14 protein-coding genes and 1 other RNA gene are annotated in these 15,612 nt (G+C 59.2%); 13 read left to right on the top strand and 2 right to left on the bottom strand.

What is annotated here, in order from left to right; genetic code table 11:
• Positions 1-37 precede the first annotated feature (37 nt).
• From smdA to amtB, 4 genes are all read left to right on the top strand, one after another.
• Positions 38-1,813, top strand: a complete 1,776-nt coding sequence (gene smdA / locus ACUTQY_RS12005) for a multidrug efflux ABC transporter permease/ATP-binding subunit SmdA (protein WP_046688360.1) — start codon at positions 38-40, stop codon at positions 1,811-1,813.
• Entirely contained in the window at positions 1,806-3,584 is a 1,779-nt protein-coding gene (smdB, locus tag ACUTQY_RS12000) for a multidrug efflux ABC transporter permease/ATP-binding subunit SmdB (protein WP_445583267.1), read from the top strand. The genes smdA and smdB overlap by 8 nt, the downstream gene beginning before the upstream one ends.
• 277 nt (positions 3,585-3,861) lie before the next feature.
• Positions 3,862-4,200 (top strand): P-II family nitrogen regulator, encoded by a 339-nt coding sequence (gene glnK / locus ACUTQY_RS11995; protein WP_004940327.1) that lies wholly within the window; start codon positions 3,862-3,864, stop codon positions 4,198-4,200.
• 35 nt (positions 4,201-4,235) lie between these two features.
• On the top strand, positions 4,236-5,522 hold the full coding sequence (gene amtB, locus ACUTQY_RS11990; RefSeq protein ID WP_033651092.1) for an ammonium transporter AmtB: 1,287 nt from the start codon (positions 4,236-4,238) through the stop codon (positions 5,520-5,522).
• 90 nt (positions 5,523-5,612) lie between these two features.
• On the opposite strand, the gene tesB is transcribed toward amtB, so the two are convergent.
• Positions 5,613-6,476 carry an acyl-CoA thioesterase II gene (tesB, locus tag ACUTQY_RS11985; protein ID WP_033642086.1) on the bottom strand — a complete coding sequence of 288 codons (864 nt, stop codon included), beginning with the start codon at positions 6,474-6,476 and terminating at the stop codon, positions 5,613-5,615.
• Between the two features lie 231 nt (positions 6,477-6,707).
• Between tesB and ACUTQY_RS11980 the strand changes: the two genes are divergently transcribed.
• Positions 6,708-7,199: a YbaY family lipoprotein gene (locus tag ACUTQY_RS11980; RefSeq protein ID WP_033642087.1), complete on the top strand. Its 492-nt coding sequence runs from the start codon at positions 6,708-6,710 to the stop codon at positions 7,197-7,199.
• A gap of 64 nt (positions 7,200-7,263) precedes the next feature.
• Here ACUTQY_RS11980 and ACUTQY_RS11975 read toward each other — a convergent pair whose 3' ends face one another.
• Positions 7,264-7,578 (bottom strand): MGMT family protein, encoded by a 315-nt coding sequence (locus tag ACUTQY_RS11975; RefSeq protein WP_033642088.1) that lies wholly within the window; start codon positions 7,576-7,578, stop codon positions 7,264-7,266.
• A 156-nt stretch (positions 7,579-7,734) separates the two neighbouring features.
• Between ACUTQY_RS11975 and ffs the strand changes: the two genes are divergently transcribed.
• From ffs to gspF, 8 genes are all read left to right on the top strand, one after another.
• Positions 7,735-7,831, top strand: an RNA gene (gene ffs / locus ACUTQY_RS11970) — signal recognition particle sRNA small type.
• A 365-nt stretch (positions 7,832-8,196) separates the two neighbouring features.
• Positions 8,197-8,994 carry a winged helix-turn-helix domain-containing protein gene (locus tag ACUTQY_RS11965; protein ID WP_046688362.1) on the top strand — a complete coding sequence of 266 codons (798 nt, stop codon included), beginning with the start codon at positions 8,197-8,199 and terminating at the stop codon, positions 8,992-8,994.
• Complete coding sequence (locus ACUTQY_RS11960) at positions 8,979-9,473, top strand: FidL-like protein (RefSeq protein ID WP_033642090.1); 495 nt, start codon at positions 8,979-8,981, stop codon at positions 9,471-9,473. The genes ACUTQY_RS11965 and ACUTQY_RS11960 overlap by 16 nt, the downstream gene beginning before the upstream one ends.
• Before the next feature lie 434 nt (positions 9,474-9,907).
• Positions 9,908-10,351 (top strand): winged helix-turn-helix domain-containing protein, encoded by a 444-nt coding sequence (locus ACUTQY_RS11955; RefSeq protein WP_226772955.1) that lies wholly within the window; start codon positions 9,908-9,910, stop codon positions 10,349-10,351.
• Positions 10,352-10,381: 30 nt separating this feature from the next.
• Positions 10,382-10,885, top strand: a complete 504-nt coding sequence (locus ACUTQY_RS11950; protein ID WP_046688363.1) for a type II secretion system protein N — start codon at positions 10,382-10,384, stop codon at positions 10,883-10,885.
• Between the two features lie 51 nt (positions 10,886-10,936).
• On the top strand, positions 10,937-12,901 hold the full coding sequence (gene gspD / locus ACUTQY_RS11945; RefSeq protein WP_084710318.1) for a type II secretion system secretin GspD: 1,965 nt from the start codon (positions 10,937-10,939) through the stop codon (positions 12,899-12,901).
• Complete coding sequence (gene gspE / locus ACUTQY_RS11940) at positions 12,898-14,394, top strand: type II secretion system ATPase GspE (RefSeq protein ID WP_046688364.1); 1,497 nt, start codon at positions 12,898-12,900, stop codon at positions 14,392-14,394. Before gspD ends, gspE begins: the two co-directional genes overlap by 4 nt.
• The gene (gene gspF, locus ACUTQY_RS11935; RefSeq protein WP_084710326.1) at positions 14,384-15,595 is read left to right on the top strand and encodes a type II secretion system inner membrane protein GspF; all 1,212 of its coding nucleotides are present in this window, start codon (positions 14,384-14,386) and stop codon (positions 15,593-15,595) included. The genes gspE and gspF overlap by 11 nt, the downstream gene beginning before the upstream one ends.
• Positions 15,596-15,612: the final 17 nt, after the last annotated feature.

The following is a 15,612-nucleotide window of genomic DNA, read 5'->3' as shown; positions in this document are numbered from 1 at the left end:
AAGAGACAAACCTCATAAAACCCTGGAATCAAACTGCGTGAGATTATTTGCACAAATCGGCTGGTACTTCCGCCGGGAGTGGCGCCGCTACCTGGGCGCGGTGGTATTGCTTATCGTCATCGCCATCCTGCAACTGCTGCCGCCTAAACTGGTCGGCATCATCGTGGACGGCGTCACCGAAAAACAGATGTCTACCGGCGTGCTGTTGGCCTGGCTCGGGCTGATGATCGGCACCGCGATCGTCGTTTACCTGCTGCGCTATGTGTGGCGGGTGCTGCTGTTCGGCGCTTCCTACCAACTGGCGGTCGAGCTGCGCGAAAACTTTTACCGTCAGCTCAGTCGGCAGAACCCGGCGTTCTACCTGCGCCACCGCACCGGCGATCTGATGGCGCGCGCCACCAACGACGTGGATCGCGTGGTGTTCGCCGCCGGTGAAGGCGTGCTGACGCTGGTGGATTCGCTGGTGATGGGGTTGGTGGTGCTGGTGGTGATGAGCACCCAAATCAGCTGGCAGCTGACGGTGTTGGCGTTAATCCCGATGCCGCTGATGGCGATCGCCATCAAATATTACGGCGATCAGCTGCACCAGCGCTTTAAATCGGCGCAGGCGGCGTTTTCCAGCCTCAACGATCAGGCGCAGGAAAGCATGACCAGCATCCGCATGATCAAGGCCTTCGGGTTGGAGGATCACCAATCCAACCGCTTCGCCGACGTCGCGGCGCAGACCGGCGCCAAGAACATGCACGTGGCGCGGGTGGATGCGCGCTTCGATCCGACCATTTATATCGCCATCGGCGCCTCTAACCTGCTGGCCATCGGCGGCGGCAGCTGGATGGTGGTGAACGGTTCGCTGACGCTCGGGCAACTGACCAGCTTTGTGATGTACCTCGGCCTGATGATCTGGCCGATGCTGGCGCTGGCCTGGATGTTCAACATCGTCGAGCGCGGCAGCGCGGCCTACAGCCGTATCCGCAGCCTGCTCAACGAGGCGCCGGCGGTGCAGGACGGCCCGCAGGCGTTGCCAGCCGGGCGCGGCGTGCTGGAGGTGGATATCCGCGCGTTCCACTACCCGGAAAACCCGCACCCGGCGCTGCATGACCTGGCGCTGACGTTGAAGCCGGGGCAGATGCTGGGGCTGTGCGGGCCGACCGGGGCCGGTAAGTCGACATTACTGTCGCTGATCCAGCGTCAGTTCGACGTCGACCAAGGGCAGATCCGCTATCACGGCCTGCCGCTTCCGCAGGTCAGGCTCGACGACTGGCGTTCGCGGCTGTCGGTGGTGAGCCAGACGCCGTTCCTGTTCTCCGATACCGTGGCGAACAACATCGCGCTGGGCCAGCCGGGGGCGACGCAGGCGCAGATTGAACAGGCGGCGCGGCTGGCCAGCGTCCATGAGGACATTCTGCGGCTGCCGCAGGGCTATGACACCGAAGTGGGCGAACGCGGCGTGATGCTGTCGGGCGGCCAGAAACAGCGCATCTCCATCGCGCGCGCGTTGCTGCTGGATGCGGAGATCCTGATCCTCGACGATGCGTTGTCGGCGGTGGACGGCCGTACCGAGCACCAGATCCTGCACAACCTGCGCAGCTGGGGGCAAGATCGCACGGTGATCATCAGCGCGCACCGGCTGTCGGCATTGACCGAAGCCAGCGAAATCCTGGTGATGCAGCACGGCGGCGTGGCGCAGCGCGGCGATCCGGCGGCGCTGGCGGCGCAGCCGGGCTGGTATCGCGATATGTACCGTTATCAGCAGCTGGAAGCGGCGCTGGACGAAGCGCCGGAAAACGGTGAGGAGGCGTTGGCCGATGAATAAAGTGCAAAAGCTGTGGCCGACGCTGAAGCGGCTACTGGCCTACGGCTCGCCGTACCGCAAACCGCTGGGGGTGGCGGTGCTGATGCTGTGGGTGGCGGCGGCGGCGGAAGTCGCCGGGCCGATCCTGGTCAGCTATTTTATCGATAATTACGTCGCCAAAGGGCAACTGCCGCTGATGATTGTCGGCGGGCTGGCGGCGGCCTACATTCTGCTGGAGCTGCTGGCGGCGGCGCTGCACTACTTCCAGGCGCTGCTGTTCAACCAGGCGGCGGTAGGCGTGGTGCAGCGGCTGCGTACCGACGTGATGGACGCCGCGCTGCGCCAGCCGCTCAGCGCCTTCGACACGCAACCGGTCGGGCAATTGATCTCGCGCGTCACCAACGACACCGAAGTGATCAAGGACCTGTACGTGATGGTGGTCTCCACGGTGCTGAAAAGCGCCGCGCTGATCGGCGCCATGCTGGTGGCGATGTTCAGCCTCGACTGGCGCATGGCGTTAGTGGCTATCTGCATCTTCCCGGCGGTGTTCGTGGTGATGGGCATCTATCAATATTACAGCACGCCGATTGTGCGCCGGGTGCGCAGTTATCTGGCGGACATCAACGACGGTTTCAACGAAGTGATCAACGGCATGGGCGTGATCCAGCAATTCCGCCAGCAGGTGCGCTTCGGCGAACGCATGAGCGCCGCCAGCCAATCGCACTATCTCGCGCGCATGCAGACGCTGCGGCTCGACGGTTTTCTTCTGCGGCCGCTGCTCAGTCTGTTTTCGGCGCTGGTGCTGTGCGGTTTGCTGATGTTGTTCGGCTTCAGCGGCGAAGGCGTGATTGGCGTCGGCGTGCTCTATGCCTTCATCAACTACCTGGGGCGTTTGAACGAACCGCTGATCGAGTTGACGTCACAACAGTCGATCCTGCAGCAGGCGGTGGTGGCCGGCGAACGTATTTTCGAACTGATGGATCGCAGCCAGCAAAGCTACGGCGCAGACGATCGTCCGTTGGCCAGCGGCAGCATCGACATCACCGATCTGAGCTTCGCCTACCGTGCGGATAAAAAGGTGCTGCAGCATATTTCGCTGGCGGTGCCCTCACGCGGCTTCGTGGCGCTGGTCGGCCATACCGGCAGCGGCAAGAGCACGCTGGCTAACCTGCTGATGGGCTATTACCCGGTCAGCGAAGGGGAAGTGCGTCTCGACGGCCGTCCGCTCTCCAGCCTGTCGCACCGCACGCTGCGCCAGGGCGTGGCGATGGTGCAACAGGATCCGGTGGTGATCGCCGATTCGGTGCTGGCCAACGTGACGCTGGGGCGCAACATCGATGAAGAAGCCGTCTGGCGGGCGCTGGAAACGGTGCAGCTGGCGAGTCTGGTGCGCGGCTTCCCACAGGGTATCCATACCCGGCTGGGGGAGCAGGGCAATAACCTGTCGGTCGGGCAGAAACAGCTGCTGGCGATGGCGCGGGTATTGGTGCAGGCGCCGCAGATCCTGATCCTCGACGAGGCGAGCGCCAATATCGACTCGGGCACCGAACAGGCGATCCAGCGCGCGCTGCGAGCGATCCGCGAGCACACCACGCTGGTGGTGATCGCCCACCGGCTGTCGACGATCGTCGATGCCGATTCCATCCTGGTGCTGCATCGCGGCCAGGCGGTAGAGCAGGGCAACCATCAGCAGCTGCTGGCGCAGCAGGGGCGCTACTACCAGATGTACCAGCTGCAGCTGGCGGGCGAGCAGCTGGCGGAAGCGGTGCGCGAAGAGAGCCAACCCGCCTGAGCATGGGCCGCGATCGCGGCCCTTCTTTTTTTCCCACGCACCACAAGCAGGCAACCCGCCTGCGCCATGCCCCCTTTCTGCACTTTTTCGACGCGATGCGCACCAAATCAGTGCGCGATATTTAATCAATTCAGGGTATCGGTATGGCGCCGCGGTCTGATGGTGCCCGCGTGCCCGCTAATCCGCTGAATCGCCATGCAAAATAAAATTTGGCACAGCCCTTGCTACATATGAGGCGTACCGGGGTGAGTTTGGGCTTAATTCGTGGAGAGGCAATATGAAGCTGGTGACCGTGGTAATCAAACCGTTCAAGCTGGAGGACGTGCGCGAGGCCTTGTCCTCCGTGGGCATTCAGGGGTTGACCGTAACCGAAGTGAAGGGCTTTGGCCGCCAGAAAGGGCACGCCGAGCTGTATCGCGGCGCCGAATATAACGTCAATTTCCTGCCCAAGGTCAAAATCGATATCGCCATCGCCGACGATCAGTTGGATGAAGTGGTTGATGTCATTAGCAAAGCCGCCTACACCGGCAAAATCGGCGACGGCAAAATTTTCGTTGCCGAATTGCAACGCGTGATCCGTATTCGCACCGGCGAAACCGACGAATCGGCACTGTAACCGCGAACTCAGTTAAGTGATGGGGATGATTGATAATGAAAAGACTGTTATCCATGTTGGGCCTGAGTTCGGTAACCCTGGTTCCTTCTTTGGCCCTGGCCGCCCCGGCGGTCGCCGATAAGGCCGACAACGCCTTTATGATGATCTGCACCGCGTTGGTGCTGTTCATGACGCTGCCCGGCATCGCGCTGTTTTACGGCGGCCTGCTGCGCGGCAAAAACGTGCTGTCGATGCTGACGCAGGTCACCGTCACCTTCGCGCTGGTCTGCGTGCTGTGGGTGCTGTATGGCTACAGCCTGGCGTTCAGCGAAGGCAATGCGGTGTTCGGCGGATTCCAGACGGCGATGCTGAAAGGCATCGGCATCGACAGCGTCACCGGCAGCATCAGCCAGATGATCCACGTCGCTTTCCAGGCCTCCTTCGCCTGCATTACCGTGGCGCTGGTGGTGGGGGGCTTCGCCGAACGCATTCGCTTCTCGGCGGTGCTGATCTTCGCGATCCTGTGGTTCACCCTGTCTTACCTGCCGATCGCACACATGGTGTGGGGCGGTGGCTATCTGGCCACCGACGGCGCGCTGGACTTCGCCGGCGGCACCGTGGTGCACATCAACGCCGCCAGCGCCGGGCTGATCGGCGCCTATCTGCTCGGCAAACGCGCCGGCTTCGGTAAAGAGGCGTTCAAACCGCATAACCTGCCGATGGTGTTTACCGGCGCGTCCATCTTGTATATCGGCTGGTTCGGCTTTAACGCCGGTTCCGCCAGCGCGGCTAACGGCATCGCGGCCTTGGCATTCCTGAACACTGTGGTGGCTACTGCGGGCGCCATTCTGTCCTGGACCTTTGCCGAGTGGGTGCTGCGCGGCAAGCCTTCGTTGCTGGGCGCCTGCTCCGGCATGATCGCCGGGCTGGTTGCCGTTACGCCGGCGGCGGGCACCGTGGGCGTGGGCGGCGCGTTGATCATCGGCCTGGTGGGGGGCGTCGCCGGCCTGTGGGGCGTAGTGACGTTGAAGAAATGGCTGAAAGTGGACGACACCTGCGACGTGTTCGGCGTGCACGGCGTGTGCGGCATCGTCGGCTGTCTGCTGACCGGTGTGTTCACCGCTTCTTCCCTCGGCGGCACCGGCTATGCCGAAGGGGTGACGATGGGGCATCAGGTGTGGATCCAGCTGCTGAGCGTCGTGATTACGCTGGTGTGGTCAAGCGTCGCCGCCTTTATCGCCTTCAAGATCGCGGGCGCGATGGTGGGGCTGAGAGTGCCGGAAGAGCAGGAGCGCGAAGGGTTGGACGTCAACAGCCACGGCGAGAGCGCCTACAACCAGTAAGACTCGAAGCAGGGCAGTGCGCTAAATACGAAAATAATGATGAAGCAAAAAGGGGCGATGGAAACATCGCCCCTTTCTTTATGCCGCAAATCAGGCGTCGCGTTGGCGAATCACCCCTTCCTGTACGGTGGTGGCGACCAGCACGCCGTCGCGGGTGTAGATCTGGCCGCGCACAAAGCCGCGTGCGCCGGAGGCGGAGGAGCTTTCCACCGCGTACAGCAGCCAATCATCCATGCGGAACGGGCGGTGGAACCACATCGAATGGTCGATGGTGGCCACCTGCATGCCCGGCTCGAGGAAGCCGACGCCGTGCGGCTGTAGCGCCGTCGGCAGGAAGTTAAAGTCCGATGCGTAGCCCAGCAGATATTGGTGGATGCGCGCATCGTCCGGCATGCTGCCGTTGGCGCGGAACCACACGTAGCGATGCGGTTCTTCCACGCTGCCCTTCAACGGGTTGTGGAATTTCACCGGGCGCATTTCGATCGGCTTCTGACCGATAAATTTTTCGCGTACTTTGGTCGGCAACATCGGCGCCAGCTTCTGAGCAATCTCTGATTCGGACAGCAGCCCTTCCGGCGGCGGCACGTCCGGCATCTGGTTCTGGTGCTCGAAACCTTCTTCCGGGCTCTGGAAGGAGGCGGTCATATAGAAGATAGGTTTGCCGTGCTGGATGGCGCTGACGCGACGGGCGCTGAAGCTGTTGCCGTCGCGCAGGGTTTCTACGTCGTAGACGATCGGCTTGCTGCTGTCGCCCGGACGCAGGAAGTAGCTGTGGAACGAGTGCACGCTGCGCTCGTCCGGCACCGTCTGTTTGGCGGCGTACAGCGCCTGGCCGACCACTTGCCCGCCGAACACCTGACGCAGCCCCAGATCTTCGCTTTGGCCGCGGAACAGCCCTTCTTCGATTTTCTCCAGATCCAACAGATCGAGGAGGTTTTGCAATGCCTGGCTCATAAAATTGTTACCTTTCTAATAATCATTTTGCGCAGTGTGCGGAATATCACGGCGCGGCGTCAATATCTTGCGTTAAAGGGCCGATGAGAATGCTCTTAATAGTGAGCGCATTGGGCTGGCTAAGTGATTAATAGGCGGGGCAAAGTGGATTTATCAGTGTTTTGTGCTAAGTTTAATGAGTGAGGTGGTGAAAGCCACCAACGTGTTGATAATAAAAAAGGAGACCGATCCATGAAACTCTGGCAAATCGTAGGCGGTGCCGCAGCACTGACGATCACGCTGGCAGGATGCGCGCAAAAGAGTGCTGATGTGCCTACACCGGCGGCCGGCAACCCGGCGGCTGCGCAAACGCAGATTCAGGGGCCGGCGGTGACAGGTTCGGTTAATATACGTCAGCGCATTGCGCTGCCGCCGGACGCCGTACTGACTGTCACCCTCTCTGATGCCTCGCTGGCGGATGCGCCGTCCAAAGTGATTGCACAGCGCGCGATACGTACCGAAGGGCAACAAGCGCCGTTCAACTTTACGCTGCCGTACAACCCGTCTGATATCCAACCGAATGCGCGCATCATTCTGAGCGCGGCGGTGACGGTCAACGGGCGACTGATGTTCATTACCGACACGATCCAGGAAGTGGTTAACCGCAACGGCACCCGCGCCGATCTGCTGCTGGTTCCGGTGCAGGGCGTGCCGATGCAGGCTGCGCCAAGCGCGATGCAGTAATTCTGCTGCGGTACGGCAAGACCCAATCAACAGCCTTTGCGCTTCGGCCAAAGGCTGTTTTGTTTTACCAGCGCCAGCCGTAGCGATCGAAATCGACCGTGCTGTGCGGGCCGAAAATAATCCCCTCCGCCAGCAATGCCTGCCGTTGCCGTTGAAAATCCTCCCCCTGTTGCGAGATTTGCCCGTGCCGGTTGATTACGCGGTGCCACGGCAGCGTGCTGCCTTCCGGCAAACGCCGCAGCACGCCGCCGACCTGACGCGCGGCGCGCGGCGAACCGGCCAGACGGGCGACTTCACCGTAGGTGGTGACTTTGCCGTACGGAATAGCGGCCACGATATGGAATACCCGCTGGCTGAAAGAGGCGTCTTCTGGTTGCATGTTGCAGTTCCTGCGCGAGTCAAAACCCAGGCGGAGAGTGTGCCACAATGCAGGTGGGCAAGAAAACAGCGGTTGGCCCGGGTTGGCTTGCTATTTGATGGGGCATCGCCGATAATGCCCACCGCTTCGGAGTACAGAAGCCGTCAATGGGGGCCCTGTTGGTTCTCCCGCAACACTAACTTGTGAACTCGGTCAGGTCCGGAAGGAAGCAGCCGCAGCAGGTGACGTGTGTGCCGGGATGTAGCTGGCAGGGTCCCCACCCATTTGCGTCCCGCAAAACGCTCTTCCCCGTTATTCATCAAGTCGATACGCTGAACAGGCGTTACTTTCACGTCGCGATCGCGAAGCGTGTCATCTGCACCGTTTTAGCCTTTATCCCCCTGATAGAAATGTATTGTTGCCAACAGATCCGATGACGGCGAAAAAATAACGCGTATACCGCCATTTGTGGGACAAATAAGGATGGAGAGATGGGGAAAATTCTTAAAGTTGCGCACCTGTTGGGATGACGTTAGTATTGTTTTTTCTCTGTGCGAAAAAACTATCCGCGCTTAGCGGCGGTCGTCGAACTGGCTCAATAAGTTTAAATAATAACCCGTGTGCGCTGTCAGGCTAAACATGATTTATATCATTGATAAAGATATTACATTTAATACTGAAAACGGTTCATTGAAAAGTTTAAAGAAGGGGCGGGAAGTTTTCTTATCCAGCGTCAATGCCAGAGTATTCAAATGCTTGCTTGAACACGGCCATGAGACGGTGAGTCGCGAGACGCTGTTGCAGCAGGTTTGGACCGATCACGGCTTGAGCGCCTCTTCCGCGACGTTAAATCAATATATCAGCCTGACCCGACGCGCATTGACGTCTGTCGGTTTCAACGAGCGCCTCATCGTTACCCTATCCAAAAAGGGGTATAGACTTAATCGAATAATACCTGTCGACCGACTGCGGATTGATTTACCCGAGCCTCCTCAGCTTGCCGATGCCTCAGTGACGTTGGCGTCACCTGCCGCAACGACAAAAAACACCCATCACTATTTTTTTATTCTGCTGCGCAGTTTATCGATCGTCGTACCCTTATCTTTTCTGGCGCTGTGTTTCATCTATTACAAGCACCATCGCGACAGTGAAAAGAAGCAGGTATTGTCCTACGTCGGCACGGTGAACGGTTGCCCGATCTACTATGCCGGCCATTTTTTGGCGAATCACCAGGACGGCTACTTGCAGTTTCTGGTCAGGAAAGATTTGTATGGCCGGCATTGCCGATCCGGCGAGGTCGTCATTACCAAGGTTAACCGTTCTCAAAATGCCAATGAAGACAGCGGACGCCAGTTTATCGCCAAATGCACGAAGGACAGTGCGGCTGTTTTGCATAACTGTGAGAGCGAGTACATTCGGGCATGGAAAAAAAGTTAAATATTCTGTCAGCCACGCTGGTCGGCCTGTGCGTGTTGACCGGCAGCGTGATGTATTCCCTGATACGCAGCCATCATGACTTCAGTGATTTTTCCTGTGAAGCGAACGCCACGTTCAATTATTTCAATTCACTGGACGCGCAGGCGGCCCATAACGACATTCAGCTGTCGCTGAAAATAAACTACATCTTTTTGTCCGGCGATAAGGGCGTGATGGTCCTGTCGGGGTTAGCCAACGACGGTGAAAAGAAATACTTCGTCAATCGGCGGGTTAACTTCAGCTATGTTTCGCAGGGGAGTTTTTATCGCTTTCAGTATGGCGAGGTCAACTATTCGCCGCGTGATACCTTGCCGGAAGAGATTTATACCTACTTTTTCAGCAATGAGTCGACGTTTTATCATATTCGCAGCATTGATAAAAACACGTTGATGTTTAGCAATGCCTATTCGCCGATGTTCTTATGCAATATTGAATCCTGACGTTTACTTTATTGCCCCTCCGATAAAGATGTATTTTATTTGCCGTTTATAGCGTTCCGCCGTCTTTTTAGCGCACAACTAATAACATGAGTTATTATCGGTCATTGTCTATTTTTCGCATCACTAATCGAATTTAATGGCGGTTCACTTATTTTATAAATTCTTCTATCACCATGTTTTTAAATGACTTAATGGCTTTAGGTTTGTGTTGTTTTGTTAGATTAATTTTATATTGTTTATTTTAAATAAATAAGTTGCATGAATATTTTTAACATGATTAATTGAGCCGGCTCTTAACACGGCGAATCACTTATTTGCGTTGAAAATGCATCTGCCGCATGCGTGCAAAGGTAATGGCACAGGGAGCCTTTGGACTTCATTAAACTGATAGGCGAGAGATGGACATACATAGCATTGCCCTGAACGAGACTCTGTTGGAAAATGAGTTGGTGATCTTAAACAACAATGAAAAGACGCTGTTATTTAAAAAAGAGAATGTGCTCATCGAAATGACCGAATTGCAGCGGCGTTTCATGCTGTGCCTGTTGAGTGGCATCTATAAGAAAAATGACATTATTCGCGCAGTCTGGTTCTGCAACCATGAGACCATCAGCGACAATAACTATTATCAAATGATATTCCAATGCCGCGCTTTGCTCTCCCGCCACGGTATTCCGGGCGAGGTGATCAAAACCATTCCCCGATTTGGCGTGATGCTGAGTTTCCAGGCCTGCGAACGCGCGAATACGCGGGAGCAATGCTTGGCACCGGCGGCTAATAAACAGCGGCGAACGTGGCTGGACGCCGTGAATTATAAAGTGGCGCTGGCCATCACGCTGCTGTTTTCCGTGGCGATGGTGTTGGGCATTTCCGCTTAGCGTTGGCGCCGTTGAATAACCGGGGGGCCAGTGAGCAAGCGGTTGATAGACTTTTTTATTCTACTTTTCTTCCTGGCTAATTTGACGTTCATGCTTTCTCAGGTGTGGCGAATGATAACCGTGAATAACGAACCCGTTGAGCCGCACCTTGAAAGTGGGCGTGAGCAAGTGCGCCATGGCGTCTTTCCCCAGGAAGATGACATCGAGAAAATTAACGACGCACACTGGTTTGGCCGCTATCAGGCGGCGAAAAGCGGCGAAAAGGCGCGCGGGTATAAGGTCGGCGAGTGGACGATCGGCGCCGAGCTGCTGGCTAACGCGCCGGAGGCCGCGACGCTCGGCAAGATAACCGGTCTGCTGTTCAGTGATAACGCCGAAAAAAGCCTGGTTATCGTGGAACATGGCGGTAAGCAAACCGGGTATGGCGTTGGCGACCGGCTGGTCGGCAGCAATGCCGTTATCGTGCGGATATTAAAAAACAAAATACTGCTCGATGAAAACGGTTATTACGCCGCGCTGACGTTTAAAGAGTAGCCGGCGCGCCGCTTCGGCGTGGGGTGTTTTACAGCATAAGGCAACACTGTGATGACGCATTTTATTTTTCGTTCCCGCGCAGGCTGGAGCGCCGGTTTATGGCGCGCGTTAGCGGCGGTGGCCGTCATGATTGCCCTGGGGGGCCTGGCGCATGCGGAGCAATTCTCCGCCAATTTCAAAGGCACGGACATTCAGGAATTTATCAATACGGTCAGTAAAAACCTGAGCAAGACCATCATTATCGATCCGGCGGTGAAAGGTAAGGTTACGGTGCGCAGCTACGAACAGCTCAACGAGAAGCAATATTACCAGTTCTTTCTCAATGTGCTGGACGTCTACGGCTATACGGTCATCGGCATGCCCAACAATGTCCTGAAGGTGATCGCCGCCAAAGAGGGAAAAAGAGCCGCGCTGTCGCAAAGCGGCAGCGAGGCGATCGCCGAAGGGGATGAAGTGGTGATGCGCGTGGTGCCGCTGCGCAATATCGCGGCCAAAGACGTTTCTCCGATCTTGCGCCAGCTTAACGACAGCATCGGCGTGGGCAGCGTGGCGCATTACGAGCAGGGCAATGCGCTGTTGATCACCGGCCGAGCCGGGGTGGTCAACGGCCTGCTCGACCTTGTCAGGGAGATGGATCAGGACGACGGCAATCAGGTCGAGACCTTCGCGCTGAAGCATGCGGCGGCGCCGGAGATTGCGCGGATGGTGAACGAACTGTTTCGCGAAGAGGGTAAACGGCGTATGGCCGGGGCAGGCTCGCTGCGGCTGGTGGCGGATGAGCGCACCAACAGCGTGATGATCGCCGGGGACGATCGGGCCCGCGAACACGCCAAAGAACTGATTGAGCAGTTGGATAACAAGAGTGTCACCCAAGGCAATACCCAGGTCATTCCGCTCAAATACGCCAAGGCGCAGAGCCTGGTCGAGGTGCTGACCGGCGTGAGCGCGGGCCTGCAAAACGAGAAAGAGAGCGCCGCCGCCAACGTGGCGCTGTTGAAAAATGTGGTGATCAAGGCCGATGAGCAGACCAATGCGCTGATCATCACCGCCGCGCCGGACGTGATGCGCGATCTGGAGGCGGTGGTCGCCAAGCTGGATGTACGGCGCGCGCAGGTGCTGGTCGAAGCGGTGATCGTCGAGGTGCAGGATGGGCAGGGGCTGAACATCGGCGTGCAGTGGGCCAACAAATACGGCGGCGGCACGCAGTTCGCCGGCCAGGCGCCCGGCATCTCGGCGGGGTTCGAAAACGGCATGAGCGATGTGTTCGGCAAGGCCAACGGCCTGATGACCGGTTTCTACAGCGGCAACTGGGGCGTATTGCTGTCCGCCATCGCCAGCAACAACCAAAACAATATCCTGGCTACGCCGAGCATCGTTACGCTCGATAACGCCGAGGCGGAGTTCAGCGTCGGCCAGGATGTACCGATCCTCACCGGTTCGCAAACCACCAACAGCGATAACGTCTTCAATACCGTGTCGCGCAAAACGGTGGGCATCAAGCTCAAGGTCAAACCGCAGATCAATCAGGGCCAGTCCGTGCTGATGCAGATCGAGCAGGAGGTCTCCAGCGTTGCCGACAGCGCCGGCGCTACGCCGGATTCGCTGGGGGCGACCTTCAATATCCGCACGGTCAACAATACGGTGCTGGTGGACAGCGGTGAGACCGTGGTGGTGGGCGGGCTGCTGGACAAGTCCAACTCGGAGCTGGAGAGCAGCGTGCCGATCCTGGGCAAGATCCCGCTGGTGGGGGCGCTGTTTCGCTCGAACGCCACCAAAGCGAGCAAGCGTAATTTGATGCTGTTTATCCGCCCGACCATCATTCGCAGTTCCGAGGGGTATGCCCGGCAGAGCCAGCGCAAGTTAGGCAAGTTCGACGCCGAGCAGCAGGACGATCGTGAGCTGAATAACGCACTGCGCAGCGAGATCGCCGGCGATAAGAAGGCGATCGACAATCGGGCGTTCCTCGCCACCGTCGCGCGTATCGAGGCGTTTTATTCGCGCGGAGCGCGCCCGTGAAGCCCCGTTCTGTGGGGCCGCGGCTGCCTTTTGGCTGGGCGCGGCAGCATGGCGTGCTGGCCGTCGACGGGCAGAGCGGCATCCAACTGTATTGTCACCCCGAGACCCGCCAGGCCGCGTTGATGGAGGCGTACCGCTGCCTGCCCGGTGAGCCGACGCTGGCCCGGCTGGACACGGAGGCCTTTGAACAACGGCTGGTGGCGCACTATCAGCGGGAAAGCGGCCAGGCGCAGAAAATGATCGACGATCTGGGCGGCGAACTGGATTTCTATGCGTTGGCGGAAGAGCTGCCGCAGCAGCAAGACCTGTTGGACGAACAGGACGATGCGCCGATTATCCGCCTGATTAACGCCTTGCTGAGTGAGGCGATCAAAGAGCGCGCCTCCGATATTCACATCGAAACCTACGAGAGCGAGCTGGTGATCCGTTTTCGTATTGACGGCGCGCTGCGCCGCATTCTGGCGCCGCAGCGCAAGCTGGCGGCGCTGCTGGTGTCGCGCATCAAGGTCATGTCGAAGCTGGATATCGCCGAGAAGCGCGTGCCGCAGGATGGGCGCATGGCGCTGAAGGTTGGCGGGCGGGCGATCGACGTGCGGGTGTCGGTGATGCCGGCCAGCCACGGCGAGCGCGTGGTCATGCGCCTGTTGGATAAACAGGGCGTGCGGCTCGAACTGCCCAGCCTGGGCATGGCGGCGGCGCACCAACAGGCGTTGCTGCGCCTGATCCGCCAGCCGCACGGCATTATTCTGGTCACCGGCCCGACCGGTTCGGGCAAGAGCACCACGCTTTATACCTTGCTGAACCAGATCAATGACGAACAGCGCAACATCATGACGATCGAAGATCCCGTCGAGTATGAACTGGCCGGCATCGCGCAGACGCAGGTGAACCCCAAGGTGGACATGACCTTCGCGCGCGGGCTGCGCGCGCTGCTGCGTCAGGATCCCGATGTGGTGTTGATCGGCGAGATCCGCGACGGTGAAACGGCGCAGATCGCGGTGCAGGCCTCATTGACCGGGCATCTGGTGCTGTCGACCCTGCATACCAACACGGCGATCGGCGCCGTGACCCGGCTGCGGGACATGGGCGTTGAACCGTTTTTGCTTTCCAGCTCGCTGAGCGGCGTGTTGGCGCAGCGCCTGGTGCGCCGGCTTTGCCCGCACTGTCGCGAGCCTTATGCGCTGCCTGACGCGCAGCGGCGCCAACTGGGGCTGGCGTCGACGCGGGCGCTGACCTGCTGGCGCCCGATAGGATGTGAGGCCTGCGGCGGGCAGGGCTATCGCGGCCGAATCGGTTTGCATGAACTGTTGGTGCTGGATGAACCGATGCGCAGGGCAATCCACCGTAGCGACGGTGAGCTGGACATCGCCAGGCTGGCCGGGGAGCGCTATCAGCCGCTGCGCCAGGATGGGATCGCCAAAATGTGCGCCGGAGAGACCAGCCTGGAAGAAGTGTTGCGGGTGACGCGCGAAGGGGATGGCGATGAAGTTTGATTATCGCGCCTGCGATCGTGAGGGGCGCGCCCGGCGTGGCGTGTTGGAGGCGGATTCTCTGCGCCAGGCCCGCGATCGGCTGCGTGAGAAGGGGTGGCAGGTGCTGGCGGTGCAGGCGCGCAGGCGATCCGCTCTTGCCGGCCTGCTCGCCGGCCGTTGGATGGGCGGCGTGAGCAGCGGCGATCTGGCGCTGCTCACCCGGCAACTGGCGACGCTGCTGTCTGCCGCGCTGCCGCTGGAAGAGGCGCTGATGGCGGTGGCGCGGCAAACGGAGAAAAAAGGCCTGCAGGCGGCGTTGACTCAGGTGAGGCAGCGCATTCTGGAGGGTTTCCCGCTGGCGCAGGCGCTGGGGCAGTATCCGCAGATTTTTGACCGTCTCTATTGCGCCATGGTGGCGGCCGGTGAGATTGCCGGCCATCTGGGGCCGGTGCTGGAACGGCTGGCTGACTATGTCGAACAGCGCCAGCACATGAAGAACAAGATCGTGCAGGCGTTGGTGTACCCGATGGTGCTGACGGCGGTGGCGATTGGCGTGGTGGCTATCTTGCTGACGGCAGTGGTGCCGAAGGTGATCGAACAGTTTGTGCATATGAAGCAGACCTTGCCGCTGTCGACCCGGATGCTGCTTGGCGCCAGCGACGGATTGCGCCAATGGGGGGCGGCGGTGTTGATGGCGGCGCTGGCGGGCTTTGGCGCTTTCCGTTATCGCCTGCGGGATCCGGCGCGGCGCGCACGCTGGCATGCGTTCATCCTGCGGCTGCCGGTGGTCGGCAAACTGTCGCTGGCGGTGAATACCGCGCGCTACGCCAAAACGCTGAGCATTTTGAACGCCAGCGCCGTGCCGTTGCTGGAGGCGATGCGCATCAGCGCCGGCGTGTTGGGTAACGAGGCTGCCCGTGAGCGCCTGCTGGCGGCGATGGAGCGGGTGCGAGAGGGGGAAGGATTGTCGCCGTCGCTTGAAGGCACCGCGCTGTTCTCGCCGATGATGCGACACATGATCATGTCCGGCGAGCGCAGCGGCGAACTGGACATGATGCTCGAACGGGCGGCGGCGATGCAGCAGGAGGCCTTCAGCCGGCAAATCACGCTGGCGCTGGGGCTGTTTGAGCCTTTATTGGTGATCGCGATGGCCGGTTCGGTGCTGTTTATCATTCTGGCCATCCTGCAGCCGATATTGCAGCTCAATAATATGGTCGGCTAATCATGCCATTAATGGAG

This window comes from Serratia sp. TSA_130.1, assembly GCF_052691795.1.
This window is presented reverse-complemented; position numbering and strand designations above follow the sequence as displayed.